We start from the raw sequence: 23,707 nt of genomic DNA on the forward strand, positions 1-23,707 counted from the left end.
GTTTGAACAGCAGCCGTTTTTCTTATTCTTCTTCGGCAAATACGTTTTTTAATTCGATCGCAAATCCGGGAAACAGACGGACAGGAATCGTATCATCGCGGACGTACATTCCTTGATGGCGGAATCTCCCTTCTTCGAGCACATAGACATCAATCGTCTCATTCACCGGATCGACAATCCAATATTCTTTCACCCCTGCCCGCTCGTAACGGTCAAATTTGACAATTTTGTCCTTGCGCACCGTCGATTTTGAAATAATCTCCACAACAAGATCCGGCACGCCGACAATTCGTTTTTCGCGAATTTTGCTTTTGTCGCAGACAACGACAAGATCCGGCTCAACCCATTCGCGAATTTGTTCCGGATCATCCCGATCCGCCAAACAAACGTCGATCGGAGCGCCAAATACGGTGCATGTTTTTCCACGCAAATATGTCGCAAATTCCACCAACAATTCACGTTGCACGGCCTGATGTTTCGGCGTCGGAGCGGGGGACATGTTGAAGACTTGGCCATCAATAACCTCATAGCGTACATCTTCGTCAAACATCATGTATTGCGCATAAGTAAACGGTTGCCCTTTTTCCGGCACCGGCATGAAAACGTCCTCCTTTCCCGTTTTCTTTATAGTATACTTGAATACCGCCTGGCAGCCTAGAGAACTGGTGATGTAATGAAAAATCAGCCCAAAACACACTTTTCTCAAGTTGAGAAGCCTTTTACCATCAGGTCTTCTCTTGCGGCCCAAAACAACGATGAAGCGGAAAGCATCATTTTTCACCAGCCTTCTAGTGTCTTCTTTTCCCCACACTCCGTTGTAGGCAAGGGAGAACCGTTTCAAGTATAATGAAAAAGAGGTGAGGAGCATGCAAGAAGCCATCAACATGTCCCCGTCCCCGTCATGGGAACATCAAATCGTTTGCGACAATCTTGTTTCCATGATCAAAGGAAAAAGCCCATGTCAACCGATTTCAAACTTGTCCGTGAAACTCGAAAAGAACGGAAACGTGATGAACGAGTTTATCCAGCCGGATGTCGCTGTCTATTGCGAACGGCCGGAAAAAATCATCGGCGGCTATAAGGGGCGGCCGCTCATCGTCATCGAAGTTGTCAGCCCGTCAACCTACAAAATCGATGTGACGCTGAAAAAAGATTTGTACTGCGCCTACGGAGTGGAAGAATACTGGATCGTTGACCCATACAACAAAACGATCCGTCAGTGCACACTCGAACATGATCGATACGCCGAGACGATCATCGCCTGCGGAGAAACGTTCGATTCTGTGATCGGAACGATTGACACCGCGCTCGTGTTCCAAGGCGTGTAGAAGACGGGGAAAACCATTCTTTTCGGCCTATCGGCGGTTTTTGTGGCGGAAGGCGAGTCGATTTTGCAAAGTTTCTCAACCTAAAAAGAGTCTCTGCTGAACAACTCGTTTCCAATCACGAGTTCTTTAGCGGGACATCTTGCATGCTTTGCCGTATAATCAATGGCGAATTCTCTGTCGCAAAAGCAGGGGCGGACAGACAGAGGAAGATACGTTCAAAGGAGCATGAAAACAGAAAAACACAGACTTGTCAGCAACAAGGATGCCGCTAGTCTTTCAACGGCATCCTTTTCCAACTCAACGCAAAATTCGCCATTGATTTTGTCCTGCTTTTCTTGTATAATCGAAAATGTCTCACCATCCATTTCGGGATGTAGCTCAGCTTGGTAGAGCACACGCATGGGGTGCGTGGGGTCGCAGGTTCAAATCCTGTCATCCCGATCGAAGGAAACCAGCCGAAAAAACGTTCGGCTGGTTTTTTTGTTCTCTCACGCGTTTCCTCCTCGTGACGCCGTTTTTCCCTATGAAATCAATCCAATCTGCCTTCCTGCCCAAGCGATACGGTCAACCGCCATATCAATGTCTTCTTCCGTCATCGCGGCGGTGATGGAAAAGCGAATGCGCGCCGTTCCCTCAGGGACGGTCGGCGGCCGGATGGCGACGGCTGCAATGCCTGCTTCCTGCAGCAACTCGCTCATCGCCACCGCCTGGTCGTTCGGGCCGACGATCACCGGAACGATCGGCGTCTCGCTGCCGCCGGTGTCAAACCCAAGCTGTTTCAGTTTCGTGCGGAACTGTTCGCTTAAGGCGTGCAGCCGCTGGCGCCGCTCCGGCTCGGATTGAACGATATGAATAGCCGCTTCATTGGCGGCAAGGACCGATGGCGGCAAGGCGGTCGTAAAAATGAAGCTGCGGGCGCTGTTGATCAAATACTCAATCAGCCACGGCTCTCCTGTTACATACGCGCCGAAGCTGCCGAGCGCTTTGCTGAAGGTGCCGATGGCGAGCACATCCTCTTCCTTCTCAAGCCCGAAATGGTGAAGCAGCCCTTCGCCGTTCGGTCCGAACACACCGCCGCTGTGCGCTTCGTCGACAATCAATATCGCGCGGTAGCGCCGTTTCAACTCGACCAGCTCCGGTAGCGGCGCCCAATCGCCGTCCATGCTGAAAACGGCATCGGTGACGATCCATTTCCGCTTACCGGGCGGAGATTGCTTCAACAATGACTCCAGCTGATTCATGTCGTTATGACGATAGCGGAAACAAGCGGCTTTGCTCAAGCGGATGCCATCAATTAAACTCGCATGGTTCAACTTATCGCTAAAGACAAGATCATCTCGGCCAATTAACGCTGTCAACACGCCGATGTTGGCCGTGTAGCCGCTGTTGAAAATAAGCGCCGCTTCTGCCTTTTTCCATTGTTTCAACGCGGCTTCCGCCCGCTCATAGAGCGGGTGATTCCCAACGATGAGCCGCGATGCGCCCGCTCCAGCCCCGTAGGTTCGCATCGCCTCACAGCCCGCCTCAATCAGCCGCCTATCATCCGCTAACCCTAAATAATTATTGGACGCTAAATTCAACATCGGCTTTCCGTCCAACATGACCGAAGCGCCTGACGCCTCTGCCCGGCGCAGCTGGCGCTTTTGCGCTTTTTGTTCCCATTCGAGCAGTTGGGCGGTTAGTTCGGTTTTCATCCCCATCCCCCTTATATGTAAACTATTTATAAAAAATAGTTTACATTAAAACGTGTGAATCGGCTAGGAAAAGATGGTCGGTTTTGTTGATTGATTATTTAGCACATTGTTTTGGAAATTATTCTTTCCGATCTCGGCCACATGCATAGTTCAATCGCACACCTGTCATACTATGCGTGTTATCGGCAAATAAGGAGGTGTTTCAGATGGATGTCCGTCGGGCGCAAGAAATCGCGTCGTCGCCGGTGATGGCAAACGTCACGTACAACGGCCAGCGCATTTACATTGAGCATGTCGACCAGCAAAAAGGCGTAGCAACGATCCACCCGCTTGACAACCCGAAGCAAAAACAAAGCGTGCCGGTCGCCAGCTTAGAAGAGCATGCTTAACCGCAAAAAAGCGAGAGAAAGGAATCGCCCTTTCTCCCGCTTTTTGATTGAATCGGCCGTCAGCTCTTCCCGCTCTTTGTAGGCCTCTTGCACCGTTTGTTCCTTCATCGCTGTCCGGCCTGCCGTCCGTGTGTCGGCGGCGCGGGCCGGATGCCCGGCGCGTTGGTTGTCCGGTTTCCGTTTCATCGCCCTCCCCTCCTTCATCCCTAGCATGCCCCGAATGAGACGGGTTTACGATAGCGAAGGGGAAAGAGAGCATTCTCGCCTCAAACTATTTATGAACGGTTGCGCTGTTCTTGCTGCTCATAAAGAAACGATTGAACGATGAGATACAAATTGCCGACAACGATGATGACGAGAAACAAAACAACCCTCATCTCTCCGCGCCAAAACGCGGTGAGCATCGACAAAATCCCCATCGCGGTAAATACTTTGCCGCCAAGACGGTGCGTTTTATGCCAAACCGTCTCACTCGCTAATGTCCACGGTGTGCGGATGCCAATGAAATAATTGTGTTTGATTTTCGGCATATAATTTCCGATGACAAGAAACAGGCCGCCGATGCCAAGCGGCATGACCGCCCCAACATCGATGGAAAATCCAAGATTGTACGCCAACGTCACGGCATGCAGCGCCAAGAAAAAGCAGGAAAGCGCCGCGTTGACCATACGATAGCTTGTTTGAAATCGGGCGTAATTTTCTCTTTTCGGGTCGAGCTTCGGCAAGACCGCCATCAAAAACGTGAACACCGTCATGAGAACGGGCAGCAACAACGCGCCAAACCATTTGCTGCTGAAGCCGTCAGCTTCCCCTGATGCATTCCAATGGATCGCCACTTGATCCGGCAAATACGGAAGGGCGGCCAAACTCAAGAAATAAGCGAGAACCGTCAACACGATCGTCAGCCGGCTAACGTTCACCATGTCTCTCCCCCTTTTCGACAAAATCGTAAAACCAGCGCAGCAAATCTTGAAACACCGTCGTGTTCAGAGAGTAGTAGATATGCTGTCCCTCACGCCTGTCTTGCACCAAATCAGCCTGCTTGAGAATTTTCAAATGATGCGAGACGCTCGGCTTTTGCATATCGAAATGCGAAGCGATCTCCCCTGCCGTCAACTCCCCATTCCGCAACAAGGATAAAATTTTCCGCCGCGTCGGATCGGCGATCGCTTTAAACGCTTCGTTGAATGACAATAGCGATCCCACCTTGCAAACGAGTTTTCGTTGGATGAACCGCTAAAGGGGCATCTTTCGTTTATCACAGCTTCGTACGCGGCACATGCAAACGATTTTTCATGCCGGTCTATAGTTAGACATTTAGGAAATTATCTAAATACGGACAAAAACATTCGATATTTAGACATCTTTCTAATTAAAGAATATTCCATTTCCATTGGATTGTCAATGTATTTTTCGACTTTTCACCTCTCACATGCGGCATCCGACCGCTGCCCCTCGATGAAAGAGAAACAGCCCAGCGCCACCCCCTCCGCCACTGGCGGAGGGGGATTCCCCATTAACTTCCATTAACCCCCCCGTCGGCCAAGCGGCGAGCAGCCGCTCGCTTTTTTCGCCATCAGTTCGTCTGTTAATTGCCGCAAATTGTCCACCGTGATCCCCTTTTTTTTCGGAAAAGGCGGGGCGGCCCGCGCCAAACTCCGCCGCTATATTTATTCTCTTGGAAGCAGCTTTCGCAATACTTTGCCTGACGGCGTCGCCGGCAATTCATCGATGAATTCGATATAACGCGGATACTTGAACGCCGCCATATGCACTTTCGCCCATTCGATCAACTCAGACGGCGCCACCTTTCCTTTTTCCACCCCTTTTTCCCGCAAATAGCGGGCAAAACGGTGAACGTGATCGAGCAAGGTTCCCCACGTGATCACCTTGTTATAGAAAATGTACGCCGGCTCGTTTTCCTCGCGTTCGCCGCGATGGCGCAAATAGCCATAGAGCGGCTGTTCGCCGAGCTCATAGCGGAGTTCCTTCGGCAGCCCGCTCGGCCAGTATGGGCGTGTTTCATTCATTCGTTTCACCATCCCTTATAAAAAAATACTGAATGATTAGTATGTTACCTTTCAGAAAACGCTTTCAAATACTTGTTCATGTCTCCTGCTTCATCCATATGCATATCATTTCGCCGTCATTCGCCAAATTCCTTTCTCGAACAGCCAATCATTTTATCCGACGCGGCAAACGACCACCCCCTTCCACGTTGGAGAAGGAGCGGCCGTTCGGAAAAGGAGGAAGCCTGAAGCAGCGCATACGGCTTGGTGACGGTCATTGATGCGCCGTATCCGGACGGTGTGGACGATGCGTTTTATCCCTCCACCAGTGGCGGAGATATGGCAGCACCCAATGATCCAAGCCGTATCGTCCCGCATTGGCCCCGGCGACGAGGAGAAAGACGGTAAGAAGCACCATTTGCGGGTTCGTGCTCGTCGTGCCTGAGAACATGAAGGCGAAGTTCATCACAGCTCCCATGAGGGCGGCAAACGTCGTAAACAATCCGAGAATGAGCGCGATCCCGACGAGAAATTCACCCCATGGCACAAGAACGTTGAACAATCCGACATTCGGCAACGCCACGTGTTCGATAAACGCCGCCCACCAGCTTTGCACGGCCGGATGTTCCCCAGCGGCTTTCGCCAACGCTCCTTTTAAAAATCCGGTGGCGTCAAACCCTTGCGTGATTTTTTCCCACCCTGCCGTCATCCATTCATATCCTAAATACAAGCGGAATACGACCATCAACACCGATGCCGTGACGTGTTCGCGCAACCATTTGACAACCATCGTGTTTCTCCCCTTTCGTTTTGGAAGATGTTCCTTACACTTTTATCTTAATCGTTTTTTCGCCTGGCGGCGCAGAGTTGCTCACTATTTCACAATATCTTCAAAAAGTTATGATGGAATGATGAATGCAAGATTCGTTTCATCGCAGTAAGCCTTTCCTCACAGGAAAAAGGATTGGCGTCTTGCCTCTCATACCGGAAAATAAAAGGTTCATCACCAAAAGATGTACTTGCACCTGTCATGAAAGTATGTTAGCTGTTTCCAGCCGAACCCGCAATGCAAAACGCTGGATATTTCTGTATCCGTATCCCCGACGTTTCATCAGCTTGATCTTGTTATTTGTTCCCTCCATCTTCCCATTCGAATAATGGGATAAAATGCACGATATCATTTCGTCTGTTCGTTTGACGAGTGATTTTGCGATGGCACGAACAACGGAACAAGGACAAAACAAATACCGATGAATCCAAGCCTTCAAGCGTCGTTTCGCCTGTTGCTCATCTTTGCTTTTGAACACATAGCGAACATGTTGGAGCGATTGGTAAACAGACTTTAAGTAATCGCTTTCATTACACCATTCTCGTATGATTTGACGTTCTTCCTCCGTCAATTTCTCTGGGCATTGGCTCAATAAACGGCAAACGTAACGAACATTTCCGTGTTTCTTGCCTCCTTTGCCCAAATATTTGCGACAACGTTCTAACGCATCGGTAAACAGCTGAATGACATGGAAATAGTCGACGACATGTGTCGCCTCTGGGCAAACCCGTTGAATCGCTTTTTTCATCGCTGGAGCCAAGTCACTCACGACATACTGAACGGAACGAGATACATGAGCCAATGCACGCCCAATGGCTTCCTCGTTCTTTCCTGCTTCCATGGCATACACTTCTCCCGTTTCGGCATCCATGATCGCCACTCCATAGTCGTGCCCTTTTCGAAAATCAAACTCATCGACACAAACCGCCTTTGGTTGGACGTCATTCGATAGGAAGGAAGGGGCATGGGTATAAAACCATCGTTCAACGGTCGTGTAAGGAAGCTTGAGCATACGAGCCACCGCCTGAATGGATGTTCCGATGCAAGATTGCGCGACCCATCGCTGAAAAGCATCCGTCGCCACACTTCGAGGAGAGATGGATGGATACGACGTGCTGAACGTCACGCCACACGTGCTACAACGTCTGCGCTCGACAGGAAGTTCGATCCAAAAAATTCCGATTCGCTGAGCATAGCCATGCATCCATTGCTTCTTTTTGTCTGTCATTTTGATCGTGCGCTTCAAGCAGACAGGACATAACGGGCATTGTTCGGGTAGAGAAAGTTCGAAAATCCAACGTTCCCCTTCTTTTCGCACCTTTTGAATCAAAACATCTGGTAAATCGATGAGTTCTTTGATAAACTGAGAGTACATGCGAATTTCCCTCCATGGTTTGGTTTGGTCACCTTTACCATACAGGAAAATTCGCATTTTTTGTACCCTCTATGCACACCTACCTTAAATGATCAAGTACAACTTGTGGTGAAGAGCCAAATAAAATAAACAATGTTAATTTTTAGAGAAAAGGAACGATTCAATGGAGGGGAAAAGAAAGAACATGCTACTAAGACAAATGGATCACTTGTACGAGCAAATTGTCGAACATACGAGCCAAGGGATTATGGTGACTGATGCCGACGCCCGCATTCGTTCAAACGGTTCAACGACACGTACGGCCATCAATGCGGAGACGACTGTTTGCGCAAAGTCGCCTTGTCGCTGAAGCAAACAGCCAAGCAATACGGCGGGACGGCAGCGCGCTATGGGGGGAGGAATTTGCCGTTATTTTGCCGCACACTTCGCCGTCCGAAGCAGCGGCTGCCGCTGAGGCCATACGGGCAAACGTCGAGCGGCTCGCCATTCCGCACGGTTCCTCGCCCGCTGCTTGTGTCGTCACAGTCAGCGTCGGAGCCGCCGTCGCCGTCCCGCAACCAAACGAGAGCGCGGAAACCGTTCTTTCCCTTGCCGATCAGGCGCTTTAAATGCCGGACAAAAGCACTCCCGCGAGCCACGGCGGCAGCAAGTCGAGCGCCATGTGCGGCAACACCGTTATGTGTCAACCCATCCTGTTATTCCAACATGAGGCGCGTCCTACATCGGAACGTTTCGCTCTCGTCCGGACAGCGTCCACATGTAAAGTTCCCTAAGTTGCGAGGCGGTGGGAATTATAATAAAGTGGAGATGAATCCAAAAAAAGGAGTGAACAAGATGAACCGTTGGGAGAAGGAATTGGACAAATACGCCGAACTGGCGGTGAAAGTCGGGGTGAACATTCAGCCCGGGCAGACGCTGTTCGTCAACGCCCCGCTCGAGGCGGCGCCGCTCGTCCGCAAAATCGCCAAAACCGCGTACGAAACCGGGGCGAAACACGTGTATGTCGAGTGGAACGACGAGGCGCTTACATACATTAAATTTCACCACGCCCCAGAAGAAGCGTTTTCCGAATATCCGATGTGGCGGGCAAGAGCGATGGAAGAACTCGCCGAACAAGGCGCGGCCTTTTTATCCATTTACGCCCCGAATCCGGACTTGTTAAAAGACGTCGATCCAAAGCGGATCGCGACCGCCAATAAAACAGCAGCGCAAGCGCTCGCCAACTACCGGAGCGCCATTATGGCCGACCGGAACTGCTGGTCGCTCATTTCCGTCCCCACACCGGCGTGGGCGCAAAAAGTATTTGGCGATCTGCGCGATGAAGAAGCCATCGACAAATTATGGGAAGCGATTTTCCGCATCACCCGCATCGACCAAGACGATCCGATCGCTGCCTGGCGCGAACATAACGACCGGCTCGCCCGCATCGTCGATTACTTAAACAACAAGCAATACAAACAGCTCGTTTACGAAGCGCCAGGCACCAATCTCACGGTCGAGCTCGTCGACGGGCACGTCTGGCACGGCGGCGCGGCGACGAGTCAAAGCGGCGTGCGCTTCAATCCGAACATTCCGACCGAAGAAGTATTTACGATGCCGCATAAAGACGGCGTCAACGGCACAGTGCGCAACACGAAGCCGCTCAATTACAACGGCAACGTGATCGATGGGTTTACGCTCACGTTCAAAGACGGGCAAGTCGTCGACTTCAGCGCCGAACAAGGATATGAGACGCTTAAGCACTTGCTTGACACCGATGACGGCGCGCGCCGCCTCGGGGAAGTCGCCCTCGTGCCGCACCAATCGCCGGTGTCGCTGTCCAATCTCATTTTTTACAACACGCTGTTTGATGAAAACGCCGCTTGCCATTTGGCGCTCGGCAAGGCGTATCCGACCAATATCGAAAACGGCGCCTCTCTTTCCAAAGAGGAGCTTGACCGCCGCGGCGTCAACGACAGCCTCGTCCACGTCGACTTTATGATCGGCTCAGCTGATCTGAACATTGACGGCGTGACGAAAGACGGGAAGCGCGAGCCGATTTTCCGCAGCGGCAACTGGGCGTTTGAGCTGCAATAACCCTCCATTCCACAGTTGCTCGGGCAAGAAAACAAGGCTGTTGCCAAAAGCGGGGCGAGCCCCTTTTGTCAACAGCCTTTTTCCATATTTCCCTCGCATCGACCGGGGGATGGCCGTTTTGGCGCAGTTTTCGTTCTTTTTTCGTCAAACGGATCACATACGCAGGCCCTGCGGTGAAAAGTCCGTTTGAGCCCGCCCAACACCGGCAATCAGCCGATGGTTACACGTGAATCGTCGCCGCAGCCGCCTGCGCCAGCTGTTCACATTGCCGCAAACGGATGCCAAAGAGGACAAGCGGGTCGCGATACGCTTCGGGATTCGTGCGCATCTGCTTCAATTCCCCTTCTTGGGCGGCAATTTCAAGCTCCAGCCGCTCTAGCGTTTCCCGCAGCATCGTCGCTGGCGCTTGGAAAAACTGGGTGACGTCGCGCTCAATCGACTTCGCAAACCATTCAAACGGCAACAGCAGCTGCCGAGCGGCCGTTTCGGCCACATCGATGTAATCTTGCGTTTCGATCAGCTGCTTATATTTTTGCGCCAGCATCGCCTTATTTTGCGCGAAGGCGCCGAGCAGTTTGCCCGCTCCTTTCAACAGCAGCTGACCCGGCGTCCGGCGGAGGAAAATGTTCAGCTTCTCGATTTGCGCCCCGCTCGTCAACCGGCTGATGTCACGCCGCCAGTCAGCCACAATGCGAAAATCGCATTCGAGCATAAGCCGCTCTTCGCCAAACATGGCGTTAAACCCTTCGCTCATTTCATGCAAAAACACCTGGCATTCATTGAATTCGTCCTCCGCCGCTGCAATCCACTGTTCCATAGCAACTCGCAACTTTGGCAATACCTCTTCGTTGAGATAAGCGCGAAGCCGTTCATTCGCTTTGTCGTTCAGCTCAAGAGGCAAGCGGGAAAAATCGCTGTTTTCGCCCACCAGCTCCGCCATGTTGCGCAACAGATCGGGAATCGCCTTTGTCAGCTCACCCCGCATGTCCGCCAAGACGGTGTGGAATGACTTGGCCGCTTTGGCCGTTTTCTCCTCTTGCAGGTCGCCAAGCTGATGAATGGCGCCGCTCAGTTTGGCCGCCATTTCTTTTTTCCATACGACCAGCTCCGCCAATCGTCTTTCCGCCTCGGCCCGCTGCCGGAACAAATGAGCGATGAACCGGCCGGTCGTCGTTAAAATCGCTTCCTCGCGGCGGACAGGAGACACGCATCGGCGCATCTCCTCCAGCAAGCCGATGAGGGCTTGCTGCTGCTTGCGGCTTGGCGCATGCGGGGAATAGACGATGACACGGGCTTCCGGAACGATCGTACGAACGTGCGCTTCCACTTCCTCCACCATTCGCGCGGTCTCCTCTTCATCCACCATCCCGTCGCCCGGAGGAAGCAGCACGTACATCGGCACATGCGGCGCCCGCTCATGAAGCCGCAGCAACAGCTGCTCATCAGCGCTGGAAAGCGGATCCTCGCCGTTCAGAAGAAAAAGAACGCTGTCAGCGAGCGAAAACGATACGAACGCTTCATGGTCGAATGAAGCGCGCCCGCCGAGCGGCCCGATATCCAGCAAGACAATCCCTTGCGGCACGAGTGAAAACGGCGCCGCGCATTCAATGACAACATCATCAGGAAATCGGTTGGCGCGTCCTCCCGCCGCCTGTTGAAATTCATCAATGCTCGAGAAAACGGTAAACTGGTCGTCGCTGATTTTCGCGACTTCCATCTCCCCACCGTTTCTCCATGCCAGCACCGGCGCAGATGGCGCCGCCAACGCTGCCTCGCCGACCAACGTCCGCAAAAACGCCAACCGCTCATGGCGCGACGCCCCAGCGACCAAAACGAAATGCGTCCGCGAATCGGACAACTGCCGCACGACCCAGCGGAAGCGGAAGTGCGAACCCGCCCGCTGTTCTTCCGCCCAATCGGCTATTTCGTCAAACAGCGACACACCCGTCTCCCGAACGGGCCGTTTCGCATGGACGAGCCGCTTAGCGGCGTCGTTGACCGTCTCTTCTTCAAACGCCTCAGGAAATTTCTCACTCCACGCCAACAAGGCAGCCGCCGCTGCCGCTGTCTCCGGACCATCGGCTAAACTTACCCAGCTTTTGACAAGCGGTGGCACCACTTCCACCAACTCTTTCAATCGGTACGGGCCTTTCATCAATCCTGCATAGGCTTCCCCTAAAAGGCCAGGAATTCGCTTCCAGTCGTAGTCGCGGCCGATCGACAACTCATCATAGAGGCGATTCCACTCCGCGAGCCACGAAAAATAGAGGTCACCATCCCGATACCCGTTCCATAGCGCCTGCACAAGCCGTTCAAACTTCACCCGATCCGTTTCGTACAACAGCGCCAGGCAGCGTGAAAACCGCGCAGGCGCCATCGTTCGCGCATGTCCTTGTTCCACATAACCGGTCAAGATGTCCGCCCAGCGGCGCGCCGACGTCCGCACCGCCTCTCCTAAAGCAAGCTCGACGGCGCTTTCCCAATCACCTTGCTCCTCGAAAAAGGCGCGCGCCCATTCGGTCATGTTCGGATAATCCGGATACAACGTCACACCGCGCTTAATCATATCATCCGCTTTCGCGTTTTCCCCCAACTCACGGTAGAGCGAAAACAGGCGCAAAATGATTTCCGCATGCAACGTTTCGCTTTCCGTCTCAATCGAACGGTACAGCTCCTCGGCCAGCTCGAGCCGTCCAAGCTCATAGTAGCTGTCGGCGATATTTTTTTGCGCCCACGGGCGCAAATCGTCGTGATGGACTTGTTCCCATTTAAAAATCGCCGCTTCGTAGTCGCGGCGGTGGAAATACACTTCCCCTTGGGCAAAGCGAATCGACGACAAATCAGCGCCATCCCGATGCGCCGTGAAAAAAATATCGCCAAGCGCGCTGACAACGTCGCGTTCCCCCGCCTCGACGAGCGTCTCGTAAAATGTTTTATGAACAAGTTGCTGTTCAAACCCCATGTCGATCACCTGACTCGTATATTTGCCATGCATGTTCATTGTATGGCACGTTTTCTAATTTTATTTCTATCCTATACATTTTAACAAACTTTCGCCGCCATGAACGTTTCAATTTGTTTTCATTTACGAGACAAAATTCGACCCAATAGGCGATGAGGACAACTAAAGGAACTTACAATGGTGGTTGCGCCCACGAGCTTGTCGAAAAAAGCATTCGATCGACCAGCGTTGGGCATAGTGGCGCAAGATGTCTTCATCGCTTAGCTCCCGGTCGGTGCTCAAGACGCAGTGAAGATGTTCCGATGTCATCGGCTGATTGGCTTTCCAAGCGAGCAGCACCACCGCATGGTCGAGACCGTTGAGCGCTCCTTCGTAACGATAGACGCGATAATGCTCTTCTCCCACCGTGACGAGGTGAGTGTCATTCGGTTCGATGGAGCGGGCCAACTGCTTCGCTTGGACGGCAACGCCGTTCGGATAGAGAATCCGGTTCGTCTTGATGATGTGCTAATCTATTCATGAGACATGAACCTCCTTGTGAATGGTTTGGTAGCACATCTATTCTAACCAAGGAATCGGGTTCATGTCTCCTTTTTTGTTTCGATGTAAATTTATGTTAGTGATTTTGCTCATCTACAGTTAACAAGTTACTTGTTTTGATACCTGGGTATCTCCTAACATTTTTTGAATAAGGAAAAAGCTAAAGGGCGCACATTCGAAGGAAGTGACAGAAAAACGGCAGATTTTTGACAGAAAGACGACAGAATATTTCTGTTTAGACATGTTATGATGGTATCGTGGGATATGTTGAAGCAGGGCGTCACTCCGATCGGGGTGGCGTTTTTCATTTTGACCCGGCCGACGGGACAGGCGATTTTTCAGCTGTTTCAATATGTGAACGTCATCCTGCTGGAGCTGCCAGACGGGCGCATCCAACGCTCACTGGATCGCTCCCTTACCCCTGATCAGCGAAGGATTCTGCAGGGATTGGGCATGGATGAGAGCATCTACGTGTAACGTGATACGGAACGACCAGCGATGGTAAAAAAAAGATTGCCATCGCTCGTTGTGTTGGTCAAAAAGTTATTCTGAAAAATGAAATAAAAAATCCTTCGTTTTGACCTTGTTAGGGTGCGAAATGTGAGTCATGTGCAAAATTTTTACGGATTATTCTGGATTTTGCACATTCTTTCGGAACGTTTGCACGCTCTTTCAAATGAAGATTTCTACTCTCACATCATAGACGAGAAGGAAAAAAAGAATCACGGCAGGTAGATCAAACCATGATGGAACTCTATAATGCCCTGTGATCACCGCGCAAAATTCGTGCAAAATTTTTTCGGATCCTATCGTTTTTTCGAGATTCCCAAAAAATGAAAAACGACCGCAAACGCGGTCGTATCAAGGGCTTTGAGGATTTTAACCCGAACGAATCGTATGTAAGTGGCGTCCCAGGAGAGACTCGAACTCCCGACCGACGGCTTAGGGCCGGTGCCCCTTCCTCTACAAGCCGATTCGAAGAAGCCCGATGCGTCGGGGCAACTCGCAGTTGTTTCATAGAAGCCTTTGCTCGTTGCTCTATCCTGCTGAGCTGCTGGGACATCATCGACAGAACACTCCAATATTCCCACTGTCGGCTCTTATAACCAAATAAAAAATTCCCCTCTCGCACATGGAATCAATCTTCTTTCCTGGCGATCGGAGAACTTCGTTCCAGCGCCTTTTGCGCGTTCTTTTCTTATGTAAGTGACGTCCCAGGAGAGACTCGAACTCCCGACCGACGGCTTAGGGCCGATGCCCCTTCCTCTACAAGCTTACTCGAAGAAGCCCGATGCGTCGGGGCAACTCGCAGTTGTTTCATAGAAGCCTTTGCTCGTTGCTCTATCCTGCTGAGCTGCTGGGACATCATCGACAGAACACTCCAATATTCCCACTGTCGGCTCTTATAACCAAATAAAAAATTCCCCTCTCGCACATGGAATCAATCTTCTTTCCTGGCGATCGGAGAACTTCGTTCCAGCGCCTTTTGCGCGTTCTTTTCTTATGTAAGTGACGTCCCAGGAGAGACTCGAACTCCCGACCGACGGCTTAGAAGGCCGCTGCTCTATCCTACTGAGCTACTGGGACACAATCCATTAGGAAACTCCAATATCCTCGCTGTCCCTTCCTCTACAAGCCTACTCAAGGAAGCTTGATGCGTCGGGACAACTCGCAGCTGTTTCATAGAAGCCTTTGCTCGTTGCTCTATCCTACTGAGCTACTGGGACATAGCAATCATGATGACACTCTCATTATTCCGCTGCCCCTTCCTCTACAAGCCGATTCGAAGAAGCCCGATGCGTCGGGGCAACTCGTAGCCATTTCAAAGATGACTTTGCTCGTTGCTCTATCCTGCTGAGCTGCTGGAACAATATCCATACGATATTCACGATAAAATAAAGGAAAGCGGGTGATGGGAATCGAACCCACGACTTCAGCTTGGGAAGCTGAGGTTTTACCATTAAACTACACCCGCATGATCAATATCATTAGGACTTGTCTTAGAAACGACTGCAATAAAAATATAATCGCTAATTGTTTTTTTGTCAATATCTTTTTTTGAAGTTAGTTAATAAACGCGCTCGAGAGGATTCGAACCCCTAACCTTCTGATCCGTAGTCAGATGCTCTATCCAATTGAGCTACGAGCGCATGATGGAAAAGCGGAAGACGGGACTCGAACCCGCGACCCCCACCTTGGCAAGGTGGTGTTCTACCACTGAACTACTTCCGCATCATGAGAAGAATTCATTCCTTCAAAACTAGATAACCGTCGGAAGAAGCCGGGGCGAACCGCTCGCCTGCGCTTTTCTAGGTTAAGCCCTCGATCGATTAGTATCCGTCAGCTCCACGTGTCGCCACGCTTCCACCTCGGACCTATCGACCTCGTCATCTTCGAGGGATCTTACCCGCCTGACGCGGTGGGAAATCTCATCTTGAGGGGGGCTTCACGCTTAGATGCTTTCAGCGCTTATCCCGTCCGCACATAGCTACCCAGCGGTGCCCCTGGCGGGACAACTGGTACACCAGCGGTGCGTCCATCCCGGTCCTCTCGTACTAAGGACAGCTCCTCTCAAATTTCCTGCGCCCGCGACGGATAGGGACCGAACTGTCTCACGACGTTCTGAACCCAGCTCGCGTACCGCTTTAATGGGCGAACAGCCCAACCCTTGGGACCGACTACAGCCCCAGGATGCGATGAGCCGACATCGAGGTGCCAAACCTCCCCGTCGATGTGGACTCTTGGGGGAGATCAGCCTGTTATCCCCGGGGTAGCTTTTATCCGTTGAGCGATGGCCCTTCCATGCGGAACCACCGGATCACTAAGCCCGACTTTCGTCCCTGCTCGACCTGTCCGTCTCGCAGTCAAGCTCCCTTGTGCCTTTGCACTCTCCGAATGATTTCCAACCATTCTGAGGGAACCTTTGGGCGCCTCCGTTACCTTTTGGGAGGCGACCGCCCCAGTCAAACTGCCCACCTGACACTGTCTCCCACCCCGCTAAGGGGTGCGGGTTAGAACTTCAATACCGCCAGGGTGGTATCCCACCGCCGCCTCCACCGAAGCTGGCGCTCCGGCTTCTCAGGCTCCCACCTATCCTGTACAAGCGATACCAAAATTCCATATCAGGCTGCAGTAAAGCTCCACGGGGTCTTTCCGTCCTGTCGCGGGTAACCTGCATCTTCACAGGTAGTATAATTTCACCGGGTCTCTCGTTGAGACAGCGCCCAAGTCGTTACACCTTTCGTGCGGGTCGGAACTTACCCGACAAGGAATTTCGCTACCTTAGGACCGTTATAGTTACGGCCGCCGTTTACTGGGGCTTCGGTTCGCACCTTCGCTTCCGCTAAGCGCTCCCCTTAACCTTCCAGCACCGGGCAGGTGTCAGCCCCTATACGTCGCCTTTCGGCTTCGCAGAGACCTGTGTTTTTGATAAACAGTCGCTTGGGCCTTTTCACTGCGGCTCGTTCGGGCTCTTCACCCAAACGAGCACCCCTTCTCCCGAAGTTACGGGGTCATTTTGCCGAGTTCCTTAACGAGAGTTCTCCCGCGCGCCTTAGGATTCTCTCCTCGCCTACCTGTGTCGGTTTGCGGTACGGGCACCTCTTCCCTCGCTAGAGGCTTTTCTTGGCAGTGTGAAATCGGGGACTTCCGGATGACTCCGTCGCCATCACCGCTTGGCCTTACAATCCGCGGATTTGCCTACGGATCAGCCTTGCGGCTTGGACAGGCTCTTCCAGCCGCCTGCTCGCCCTATCCTCCTGCGTCCCCCCATCGCTCAAACGGGAAGGAGGTGGTACAGGAATCTCAACCTGTTGTCCATCACCTACGCCTTTCGGCCTCGGCTTAGGTCCCGACTAACCCTGAGCGGACGAACCTTCCTCAGGAACCCTTAGGCTTTCGGCGCAGAGGATTCTCACCTCTGTTTTCGCTACTCATACCGGCATTCTCACTTCTAAGCGCTCCACCAGTCCTTCCGGTCTGGCTTCAACGCCCTTAGAACGCTCCCCTACCGATGACCAACGGTCATCCCGCAGCTTCGGCGGCACGTTTAGCCCCGGTACATTTTCGGCGCAGAGTCACTCGACCAGTGAGCTATTACGCACTCTTTAAATGGTGGCTGCTTCTAAGCCAACATCCTGGTTGTCTTTGCAACTCCACATCCTTTTCCACTGAACGTGCACTTTGGGGCCTTAGCTGGCGATCTGGGCTGTTTCCCTCTCGACCACGGATCTTATCACTCGCAGTCTGACTCCCGGGCATAAGTCGTTGGCATTCGGAGTTTGACTGGGTTCGGTAACCCGATGAGGGCCCCTAGCCCAATCAGTGCTCTACCTCCAAGACTCTCCATCCCTTGAGGCTAGCCCTAAAGCTATTTCGGGGAGAACCAGCTATCTCCAAGTTCGATTGGCATTTCACCCCTACCCACACCTCATCCCCGCACTTTTCAACGTGCGTGGGTTCGGGCCTCCAGCCGGTGTTACCCGGCCTTCACCCTGGACATGGGTAGATCACCTGGTTTCGGGTCGACGACGACGTACTTTTCGCCCTGTTCAGACTCGCTTTCGCTGCGGCTCCGCCTCTTCGGCTTAACCTCGCACGCCATCGTCACTCGCCGGTTCATTCTACAAAAGGCACGCCATCACGCATGAACGCGCTCTGACTACTTGTAGGCACACGGTTTCAGGTTCTCTTTCACTCCCCTTCCGGGGTGCTTTTCACCTTTCCCTCACGGTACTGGTGCACTATCGGTCACTAGGGAGTATTTAGCCTTGGGAGATGGTCCTCCCTGCTTCCGACGGGATTTCCCGTGTCCCGCCGTACTCAGGATCCGCTCGGGAGGGAACGAAGTTTCGACTACAGGGCTCTCACCTTCTCTGGCCGGCCGTTCCAGACCGGTTCGTCTACCCCGTTCCTTTCTCACTCCCACAATGAGCGGTCCTACAACCCCAAGAGGACATGCCTCTTGGTTTGGGCTGTTCCCGTTTCGCTCGCCGCTACTCAGGGAATCGCGTTTGCTTTCTTCTCCTCCGGGTACTAAGATGTTTCAGTTCCCCGGGTGTGCCCTCCATGCCCTATGGATTCAGGCATGGATACTGCCCCATTACGGACAGTGGGTTCCCCCATTCGGACATCTCCGGATCAACGCTTGCTTACAGCTCCCCGGAGCGTTTCGGCGTTTGCCCCGTCCTTCATCGGCTCCTAGTGCCAAGGCATCCACCGTGCGCCCTTTCTAGCTTAACCTACAGCGCTCTCGGCTTCTTCCTTATTGTCTAGCGTCGGCTCGCCGCCGCTCGGGGTCAAATAACCTTCGCCTTCCGGGTGCAAGCACCCTTGCAGGCGAAGAACATTTGCCCATCGCGGCGAAACACTCGCCTCCGCTTTTCCGGTTATCTAGTTTTCAAGGAACGAGATTACTTCATTGAATTCACTTCTCTGCAGTCTTGCGTCGAGGAATCCAGCTTCTCTGAATTCACTTGTAGACGCAAAGCGACTTCTTTGAACAAACTTCCTTGCGGCTTTGTGCCGAGGAATCTTGCTTCCCTGAACCTGCTAGCAGACGCAGGCACAGGCGCTTTTGAAGGAATTTCTCATTCCTTCAAAACTGAACGAAACGAGAAGCGCTGTGTATCGACAGTTGGCCATTGCGGCCTCCGCTTTTCGTCCTTAGAAAGGAGGTGATCCAGCCGCACCTTCCGGTACGGCTACCTTGTTACGACTTCACCCCAATCACTTGCCCCACCTTCGGCGGCTGGCTCCCTTGCGGGTTACCTCACCGACTTCGGGTGTTGCAAGCTCTCGTGGTGTGACGGGCGGTGTGTACAAGGCCCGGGAACGTATTCACCGCGGCATGCTGATCCGCGATTACTAGCGATTCCGGCTTCATGCAGGCGAGTTGCAGCCTGCAATCCGAACTGAGAGCGGCTTTTTGGGATTCGCTCCCCCTCGCGGGTTCGCAGCCCTTTGTACCGCCCATTGTAGCACGTGTGTAGCCCAGGTCATAAGGGGCATGATGATTTGACGTCATCCCCACCTTCCTCCGACTTGTCGCCGGCAGTCCCTCTAGAGTGCCCAACCGAATGCTGGCAACTAGAGGCGAGGGTTGCGCTCGTTGCGGGACTTAACCCAACATCTCACGACACGAGCTGACGACAACCATGCACCACCTGTCACCCTGTCCCCCCGAAGGGGGAACGCCCAATCTCTTGGGTTGTCAGGGGATGTCAAGACCTGGTAAGGTTCTTCGCGTTGCTTCGAATTAAACCACATGCTCCACCGCTTGTGCGGGCCCCCGTCAATTCCTTTGAGTTTCAGCCTTGCGGCCGTACTCCCCAGGCGGAGTGCTTATCGCGTTAGCTGCAGCACTAAAGGGTGTGACCCCTCTAACACTTAGCACTCATCGTTTACGGCGTGGACTACCAGGGTATCTAATCCTGTTTGCTCCCCACGCTTTCGCGCCTCAGCGTCAGGTGCAGGCCAGAGAGCCGCCTTCGCCACTGGTGTTCCTCCACATCTCTACGCATTTCACCGCTACACGTGGAATTCCGCTCTCCTCTCCTGCCCTCAAGTCCCCCAGTTTCCAATGACCCTCCACGGTTGAGCCGTGGGCTTTCACATCAGACTTAAGAGACCGCCTGCGCGCGCTTTACGCCCAATAATTCCGGACAACGCTCGCCCCCTACGTATTACCGCGGCTGCTGGCACGTAGTTAGCCGGGGCTTTCTCGTGAGGTACCGTCACCGCGCCGCCCTCTTCGAACGGCGCTCCTTCGTCCCTCACAACAGAGCTTTACGACCCGAAGGCCTTCTTCGCTCACGCGGCGTCGCTCCGTCAGGCTTTCGCCCATTGCGGAAGATTCCCTACTGCTGCCTCCCGTAGGAGTCTGGGCCGTGTCTCAGTCCCAGTGTGGCCGGTCACCCTCTCAGGCCGGCTACGCATCGTCGCCTTGGTGAGCCGTTACCTCACCAACTAGCTAATGCGCCGCGGGCCCATCCGCAAGTGACAGCCCAAAGGCCGCCTTTCAACCGAAGACCATGCGGTCTTCGGTGTTATCCGGTATTAGCTCCGGTTTCCCGGAGTTATCCCGGTCTTGCGGGCAGGTTGCCCACGTGTTACTCACCCGTCCGCCGCTGACCGAACAAGAGCAAGCCCTCGTTCGGTCCGCTCGACTTGCATGTATTAGGCACGCCGCCAGCGTTCGTCCTGAGCCAGGATCAAACTCTCCAAAGAAAGTTGATTGGCTTTTGCTTCGGTCCATGCGGACCTCCGCTTTTCGTCGCGCTTCGTTTCGTTCAGTTTTCAAGGAACGACAGTTACTATTATAAACAATCTTTCAAAAATGTCAACTACTGATTCTCTTCTAACTTATTACCGCGTTCATTTCGTCGCGGCAATTATTCATTATACGCAGTGTTAACTATTTGTCAATAGTTTTTTTATTTCATGATTGTTCGATCGTTGCACTCCGACATTCCGTCGAAGCGCGATTTTTATTCTATACACTATCTCACCTTATGTCAACTACTTTTTTACTGTAGATGAGCAAATTTGCTAACATAAATTTACAAACTAAACAAAAAAGGAGACATGAACCCGATTCCTTGGTTAGAATAGATGTGCTACCAACTACCCACAAGGAGGTTCATGTCTCATGAATAGATTAGCACATCATCAAGGAATCCACAAGTTTTTCATGACGCTGGGATTGGCGCTTTATTTCTCGAAGCCGGTCATCAAGCATCTCGTTCATCTTGTCGACGCCTTGACGACCAAGGGATTTTCGGGGACATTGACGGATGTCCGGTACTGGAGTTTTCATCCGAATCATCGAACCACGCTCAGCCACTTTTTCACGAAAAGCCCTTAGAACGAGGAAAAACTGCTTGAGAAGCTTCAGGAGTGGGTTCTTCGCCAGATCGAACGCCTGGCCAAACGGACGAATCAACCCCTGTTCCTTTCGATTGATGATACCATTTGCCAAAAAACGAAGCCTTCGTCACGGGCAACGCACGCCATTCAAGGGTGTGACTGGCATTTCTCTCACAGCGATCATCAATTGGTCTGGGGGCATTCGCTTGTTTGGCTGATGGTGCACACCTTCACGCAAGCGTTTCCGCTCGCCTTTCGTCTGTATGACAAGACATCGGGAAGAAGCAAAATCGACCTGGCGATCGAGATGCTTTCCTCGCTCAAGGGGAAGCGGGCTCAGCCGGTGTATGTGCTCGTGGATTCATGGTATCCGTCCCAAGCGCTCATCGAAGCCTGTCTGAAACAAGGATTCCATGTCATCGCCATGCTCAAGACGAACCGGATTCTCTACCCGAAAGGTATCGCCATCCAAGCGAAGGAGTTTGCCCGCTATATCGAGCCAAACGACACCCGCCTCGTCACGGTGGGGAACGAGCGCTATCGTGTCTACCGCTACGAAGGCGCGCTCAACGGTCTTGATGACGCGGTGGTGCTGCTGGCTTGGAAGGCGGATCAACCGATGACGCCGGATCATCTCCATGTCATATTGAGCACCGACCGGGAGCTGAGTGACGAAGACATCTTGCGTTACTATGCCCAGCGCTGGACGATCGAATGCTTTTTCCGGCAGGCAAAAGACCAGCTGAAGCTCGATGGGTACCGTGTTCGCCACGTTCGGGCGGTGAAACGGTATTGGGTCGTGGTGCTGTTAGCCTGCGTATACAGCATCGCGGAATCTCAACAAGACATCTCTTCCGGCCTGGAGCTTCTTCGGTCTCGGAAAGGGCACAGCGTCGTCGAGTTCATCTATGACGCCGCAAAGCAAGATATTCCCATTGATGTGATCAAAAAACAGCTCCATGTCGCCTAAGGGGTCCCCTGTTTGTCTCTTAGGGAATGGAAATTACTGTAATGAAAAATACTCATCTACAGTAGAGTTACAAAAAATTCAAGATAAATATAATGAACTCCACCAAAATTTCATTACTTCTCAAGAGTCTAGATCTCAACAATTTCTAGAACTTAAAGAAAAATTTAGGGTCTTCACCATTTTCTGTGATTTCTACTCAATCCTAGAGACATGTTAGCTGGATGAAATAGGTTCATCAGTCAGGATCCTTCTTCCGCATACAGACCACGAAGTTGGTAGAATGGAAACAGTCAAGTGCTTTCCTTGACGGGTTCCATTCTACCAACTATCATACCGATAGCGGAAGAAGGGAGTGCTTAGGCAGCCTGACTACCTGTAGTGTTCCCTGTACACTCCAGAAATACACGCAAACGAAACCGTTCTAAATTTCGATAGCCGTATGCCCGGCGTTTGATGTTTTTGATCTTGTGGTTCGTCCCCTCGATTCGGGCATTCGTATATGGGCACAAAAAGTAGGAAAGAATCGGCTCCTTCCACCTTTCAAGCGTGTTGGCTGCTTGCTGAAAAGAAGCAAAAGGGCTCTGTTTAGCTAACTGAATCCATTCTTCCAAGCGTTCCTTTGCTTCGTTATATCCATCGGTTCGGTAAAAATCCCGAAACAACTCTTTCAGATAATAAGCAATGGAGAGTACCGGATACTCCTCCAAGATATCGTCTAATCGACGCCGTTGGTCCTTACGAAGCTTTTCACAGCCTTTTAAGAGAAGATATCGAGCCTTTTTCCATGGAGAAAATTCCTTTCTTGCTTGATCCAAGGCTTGTGTCACTTTTTGAACCACATGGTACTTATCGATGACAATCGAAGCAGATGGAAACAGGGCGCGAACCGCCTTATGATAAGGTTCCCACATGTCCAGAATCACCGTTTGGACCCTTTCTTTCGACAGGATATTTTGGCTCAACAAGTGGATGGCGGAGTCACATTGGCGATCGGCATGCATTCCCATGACCGATCCGGCTTTGGCATCCATCAATACAGTTTCATACTGATGTCCCTTTTTTACAGCGATTTCATCTAAACTAAGCACCATTCCTTCTTGAGAAGATGCTTCTATCGCTGTTTGACGCTCTTTTGCTTTTTTCGATGCGATGGAGTAATAAATGCGTTCCAATGTCGTATAGGGGATGCGGTGCTTTCGACTAACCTCTTGAATGGTGGTGCCTTCGCAAAGTTCACACAAGTACTCACAAAATCGATTGGTGTAATGTTGATTGGGTGGAATCGATTCCAAAGAGGCGGAAAACACTTGAGAACAATTCCAACACCGATAGCGCTTTACCTTTACGAACAAGTACACCGGTTGATGGAAAATCGCCAAATCCCGTACTTTTCTTGTCCGTCTGTCGTGGACAGAGGAAGTGGCAAACCCACAATGAGGGCAACGTTCCTGTGTCTCTGTTTTCTCTACATGAATCGCATAACTGTAAATTAGCACATTATTTCAGAATCACTTTTTCAAATTATTTCAGATGGATTCTGAAATAATGTGCAAAATTTTTGCGGATTGTTCCGGATTTTGCACATTCTTTCGGAACGTTTGCACGCTCTTTCAGATGAAGATTTCCAGCGCGCCTGATGGACCGATGGAAAAGAAAAAGCACAAAAGAG

General features: G+C 52.0%; 13 protein-coding genes, 5 tRNA genes, 2 rRNA genes and 4 pseudogenes. 7 read left to right on the forward strand and 17 right to left on the reverse strand.

Translation table 11 applies throughout. The features are described 5' to 3' along the window. Positions 1-22 precede the first annotated feature (22 nt). Positions 23-598, reverse strand: coding sequence for a Uma2 family endonuclease (locus ACR1UW_RS11495; protein ID WP_498933410.1), 576 nt, complete (start codon positions 596-598; stop codon positions 23-25). Positions 599-866: 268 nt separating this feature from the next. Here ACR1UW_RS11495 and ACR1UW_RS11500 point away from each other — a divergent pair, with 268 nt between their 5' ends. Both ACR1UW_RS11500 and ACR1UW_RS11505 read left to right on the forward strand, forming a co-directional pair. Further along, the gene (locus ACR1UW_RS11500; RefSeq protein ID WP_049624783.1) at positions 867-1,328 is read left to right on the forward strand and encodes a Uma2 family endonuclease; all 462 of its coding nucleotides are present in this window, start codon (positions 867-869) and stop codon (positions 1,326-1,328) included. A gap of 367 nt (positions 1,329-1,695) precedes the next feature. Then, a tRNA-Pro gene (locus tag ACR1UW_RS11505) sits at positions 1,696-1,769 on the forward strand. A gap of 80 nt (positions 1,770-1,849) precedes the next feature. Here the strand turns inward: ACR1UW_RS11505 and bioF are convergent. Beyond that, entirely contained in the window at positions 1,850-3,022 is a 1,173-nt protein-coding gene (gene bioF, locus ACR1UW_RS11510; RefSeq protein ID WP_498933412.1) for an 8-amino-7-oxononanoate synthase, read from the reverse strand. Positions 3,023-3,228: 206 nt separating this feature from the next. Here bioF and ACR1UW_RS11515 point away from each other — a divergent pair, with 206 nt between their 5' ends. Continuing rightward, on the forward strand, positions 3,229-3,411 hold the full coding sequence (locus ACR1UW_RS11515; RefSeq protein ID WP_049624782.1) for a small acid-soluble spore protein H: 183 nt from the start codon (positions 3,229-3,231) through the stop codon (positions 3,409-3,411). On the opposite strand, the gene ACR1UW_RS11520 is transcribed toward ACR1UW_RS11515, so the two are convergent. The 6 genes from ACR1UW_RS11520 to ACR1UW_RS11545 all read right to left on the reverse strand — a co-directional run bounded on the left by ACR1UW_RS11520 (position 3,394) and on the right by ACR1UW_RS11545 (position 7,624). Beyond that, the gene (locus ACR1UW_RS11520; RefSeq protein WP_049624781.1) at positions 3,394-3,597 is read right to left on the reverse strand and encodes a hypothetical protein; all 204 of its coding nucleotides are present in this window, start codon (positions 3,595-3,597) and stop codon (positions 3,394-3,396) included. The two genes, ACR1UW_RS11515 and ACR1UW_RS11520, sit on opposite strands and share 18 nt — an antisense overlap. An 89-nt stretch (positions 3,598-3,686) precedes the next feature. Continuing rightward, a complete protein-coding gene (locus ACR1UW_RS11525) occupies positions 3,687-4,334 on the reverse strand; it encodes an SdpI family protein (RefSeq protein WP_498933415.1) in 648 nt (215 codons plus the stop codon). After that, complete coding sequence (locus ACR1UW_RS11530; protein ID WP_044743727.1) at positions 4,321-4,605, reverse strand: autorepressor SdpR family transcription factor; 285 nt, start codon at positions 4,603-4,605, stop codon at positions 4,321-4,323. The genes ACR1UW_RS11525 and ACR1UW_RS11530 overlap by 14 nt, the downstream gene beginning before the upstream one ends. Positions 4,606-5,081: 476 nt before the next feature. Continuing rightward, positions 5,082-5,441 carry an AMP-binding enzyme gene (locus ACR1UW_RS11535; RefSeq protein ID WP_049624779.1) on the reverse strand — a complete coding sequence of 120 codons (360 nt, stop codon included), beginning with the start codon at positions 5,439-5,441 and terminating at the stop codon, positions 5,082-5,084. A gap of 253 nt (positions 5,442-5,694) precedes the next feature. Beyond that, complete coding sequence (locus tag ACR1UW_RS11540; RefSeq protein ID WP_237420455.1) at positions 5,695-6,210, reverse strand: DoxX family protein; 516 nt, start codon at positions 6,208-6,210, stop codon at positions 5,695-5,697. 238 nt (positions 6,211-6,448) lie between these two features. After that, entirely contained in the window at positions 6,449-7,624 is a 1,176-nt protein-coding gene (locus ACR1UW_RS11545; protein ID WP_498933418.1) for an ISL3 family transposase, read from the reverse strand. A 324-nt stretch (positions 7,625-7,948) separates the two neighbouring features. Here ACR1UW_RS11545 and ACR1UW_RS11550 point away from each other — a divergent pair. After that, a pseudogene (locus tag ACR1UW_RS11550) lies at positions 7,949-8,232 on the forward strand (diguanylate cyclase domain-containing protein). Positions 8,233-8,458: 226 nt separating this feature from the next. After that, the gene (locus ACR1UW_RS11555; protein WP_055358876.1) at positions 8,459-9,700 is read left to right on the forward strand and encodes an aminopeptidase; all 1,242 of its coding nucleotides are present in this window, start codon (positions 8,459-8,461) and stop codon (positions 9,698-9,700) included. Between the two features lie 220 nt (positions 9,701-9,920). On the opposite strand, the gene ACR1UW_RS11560 is transcribed toward ACR1UW_RS11555, so the two are convergent. Both ACR1UW_RS11560 and ACR1UW_RS11565 read right to left on the reverse strand, forming a co-directional pair. Next, positions 9,921-12,701 (reverse strand): tetratricopeptide repeat protein, encoded by a 2,781-nt coding sequence (locus ACR1UW_RS11560; RefSeq protein ID WP_498933420.1) that lies wholly within the window; start codon positions 12,699-12,701, stop codon positions 9,921-9,923. Positions 12,702-12,854: 153 nt separating this feature from the next. Then, a pseudogene (locus tag ACR1UW_RS11565) lies at positions 12,855-13,166 on the reverse strand (IS701 family transposase); the annotation flags it as partial. 345 nt (positions 13,167-13,511) lie between these two features. Here ACR1UW_RS11565 and ACR1UW_RS11570 point away from each other — a divergent pair. After that, positions 13,512-13,679: pseudogene (locus ACR1UW_RS11570) on the forward strand (IS1634 family transposase); the annotation flags it as partial. Between the two features lie 1,036 nt (positions 13,680-14,715). On the opposite strand, the gene ACR1UW_RS11575 reads toward ACR1UW_RS11570, so the two are convergent. From ACR1UW_RS11575 to ACR1UW_RS11600, 6 genes are all read right to left on the reverse strand, one after another. Continuing rightward, positions 14,716-14,789 (reverse strand) — tRNA-Arg (locus tag ACR1UW_RS11575). Between the two features lie 317 nt (positions 14,790-15,106). Next, positions 15,107-15,177: transfer RNA gene (locus tag ACR1UW_RS11580), tRNA-Gly, on the reverse strand. Between the two features lie 101 nt (positions 15,178-15,278). Then, a tRNA-Arg gene (locus tag ACR1UW_RS11585) sits at positions 15,279-15,352 on the reverse strand. Positions 15,353-15,362: 10 nt separating this feature from the next. After that, a tRNA-Gly gene (locus tag ACR1UW_RS11590) sits at positions 15,363-15,434 on the reverse strand. Positions 15,435-15,512: 78 nt separating this feature from the next. Beyond that, positions 15,513-18,443: ribosomal RNA gene (locus tag ACR1UW_RS11595) — 23S ribosomal RNA — on the reverse strand. 427 nt (positions 18,444-18,870) lie between these two features. Continuing rightward, positions 18,871-20,429, reverse strand: a 16S ribosomal RNA gene (locus tag ACR1UW_RS11600). Together the 16S and 23S rRNA genes with 4 tRNA genes alongside form the textbook arrangement of a ribosomal RNA operon. 421 nt (positions 20,430-20,850) lie before the next feature. Here ACR1UW_RS11600 and ACR1UW_RS11605 point away from each other — a divergent pair. Further along, positions 20,851-22,038: pseudogene (locus ACR1UW_RS11605) on the forward strand (IS701 family transposase). Positions 22,039-22,394: 356 nt separating this feature from the next. On the opposite strand, the gene ACR1UW_RS11610 reads toward ACR1UW_RS11605, so the two are convergent. Further along, positions 22,395-23,534, reverse strand: a complete 1,140-nt coding sequence (locus tag ACR1UW_RS11610) for an ISL3 family transposase (RefSeq protein ID WP_498933422.1) — start codon at positions 23,532-23,534, stop codon at positions 22,395-22,397. Positions 23,535-23,707 lie beyond the last annotated feature (173 nt).

Origin of the sequence: Geobacillus lituanicus (assembly GCF_050994965.1) — a bacterium.
Classification (GTDB): domain Bacteria; phylum Bacillota; class Bacilli; order Bacillales; family Anoxybacillaceae; genus Geobacillus; species Geobacillus stearothermophilus.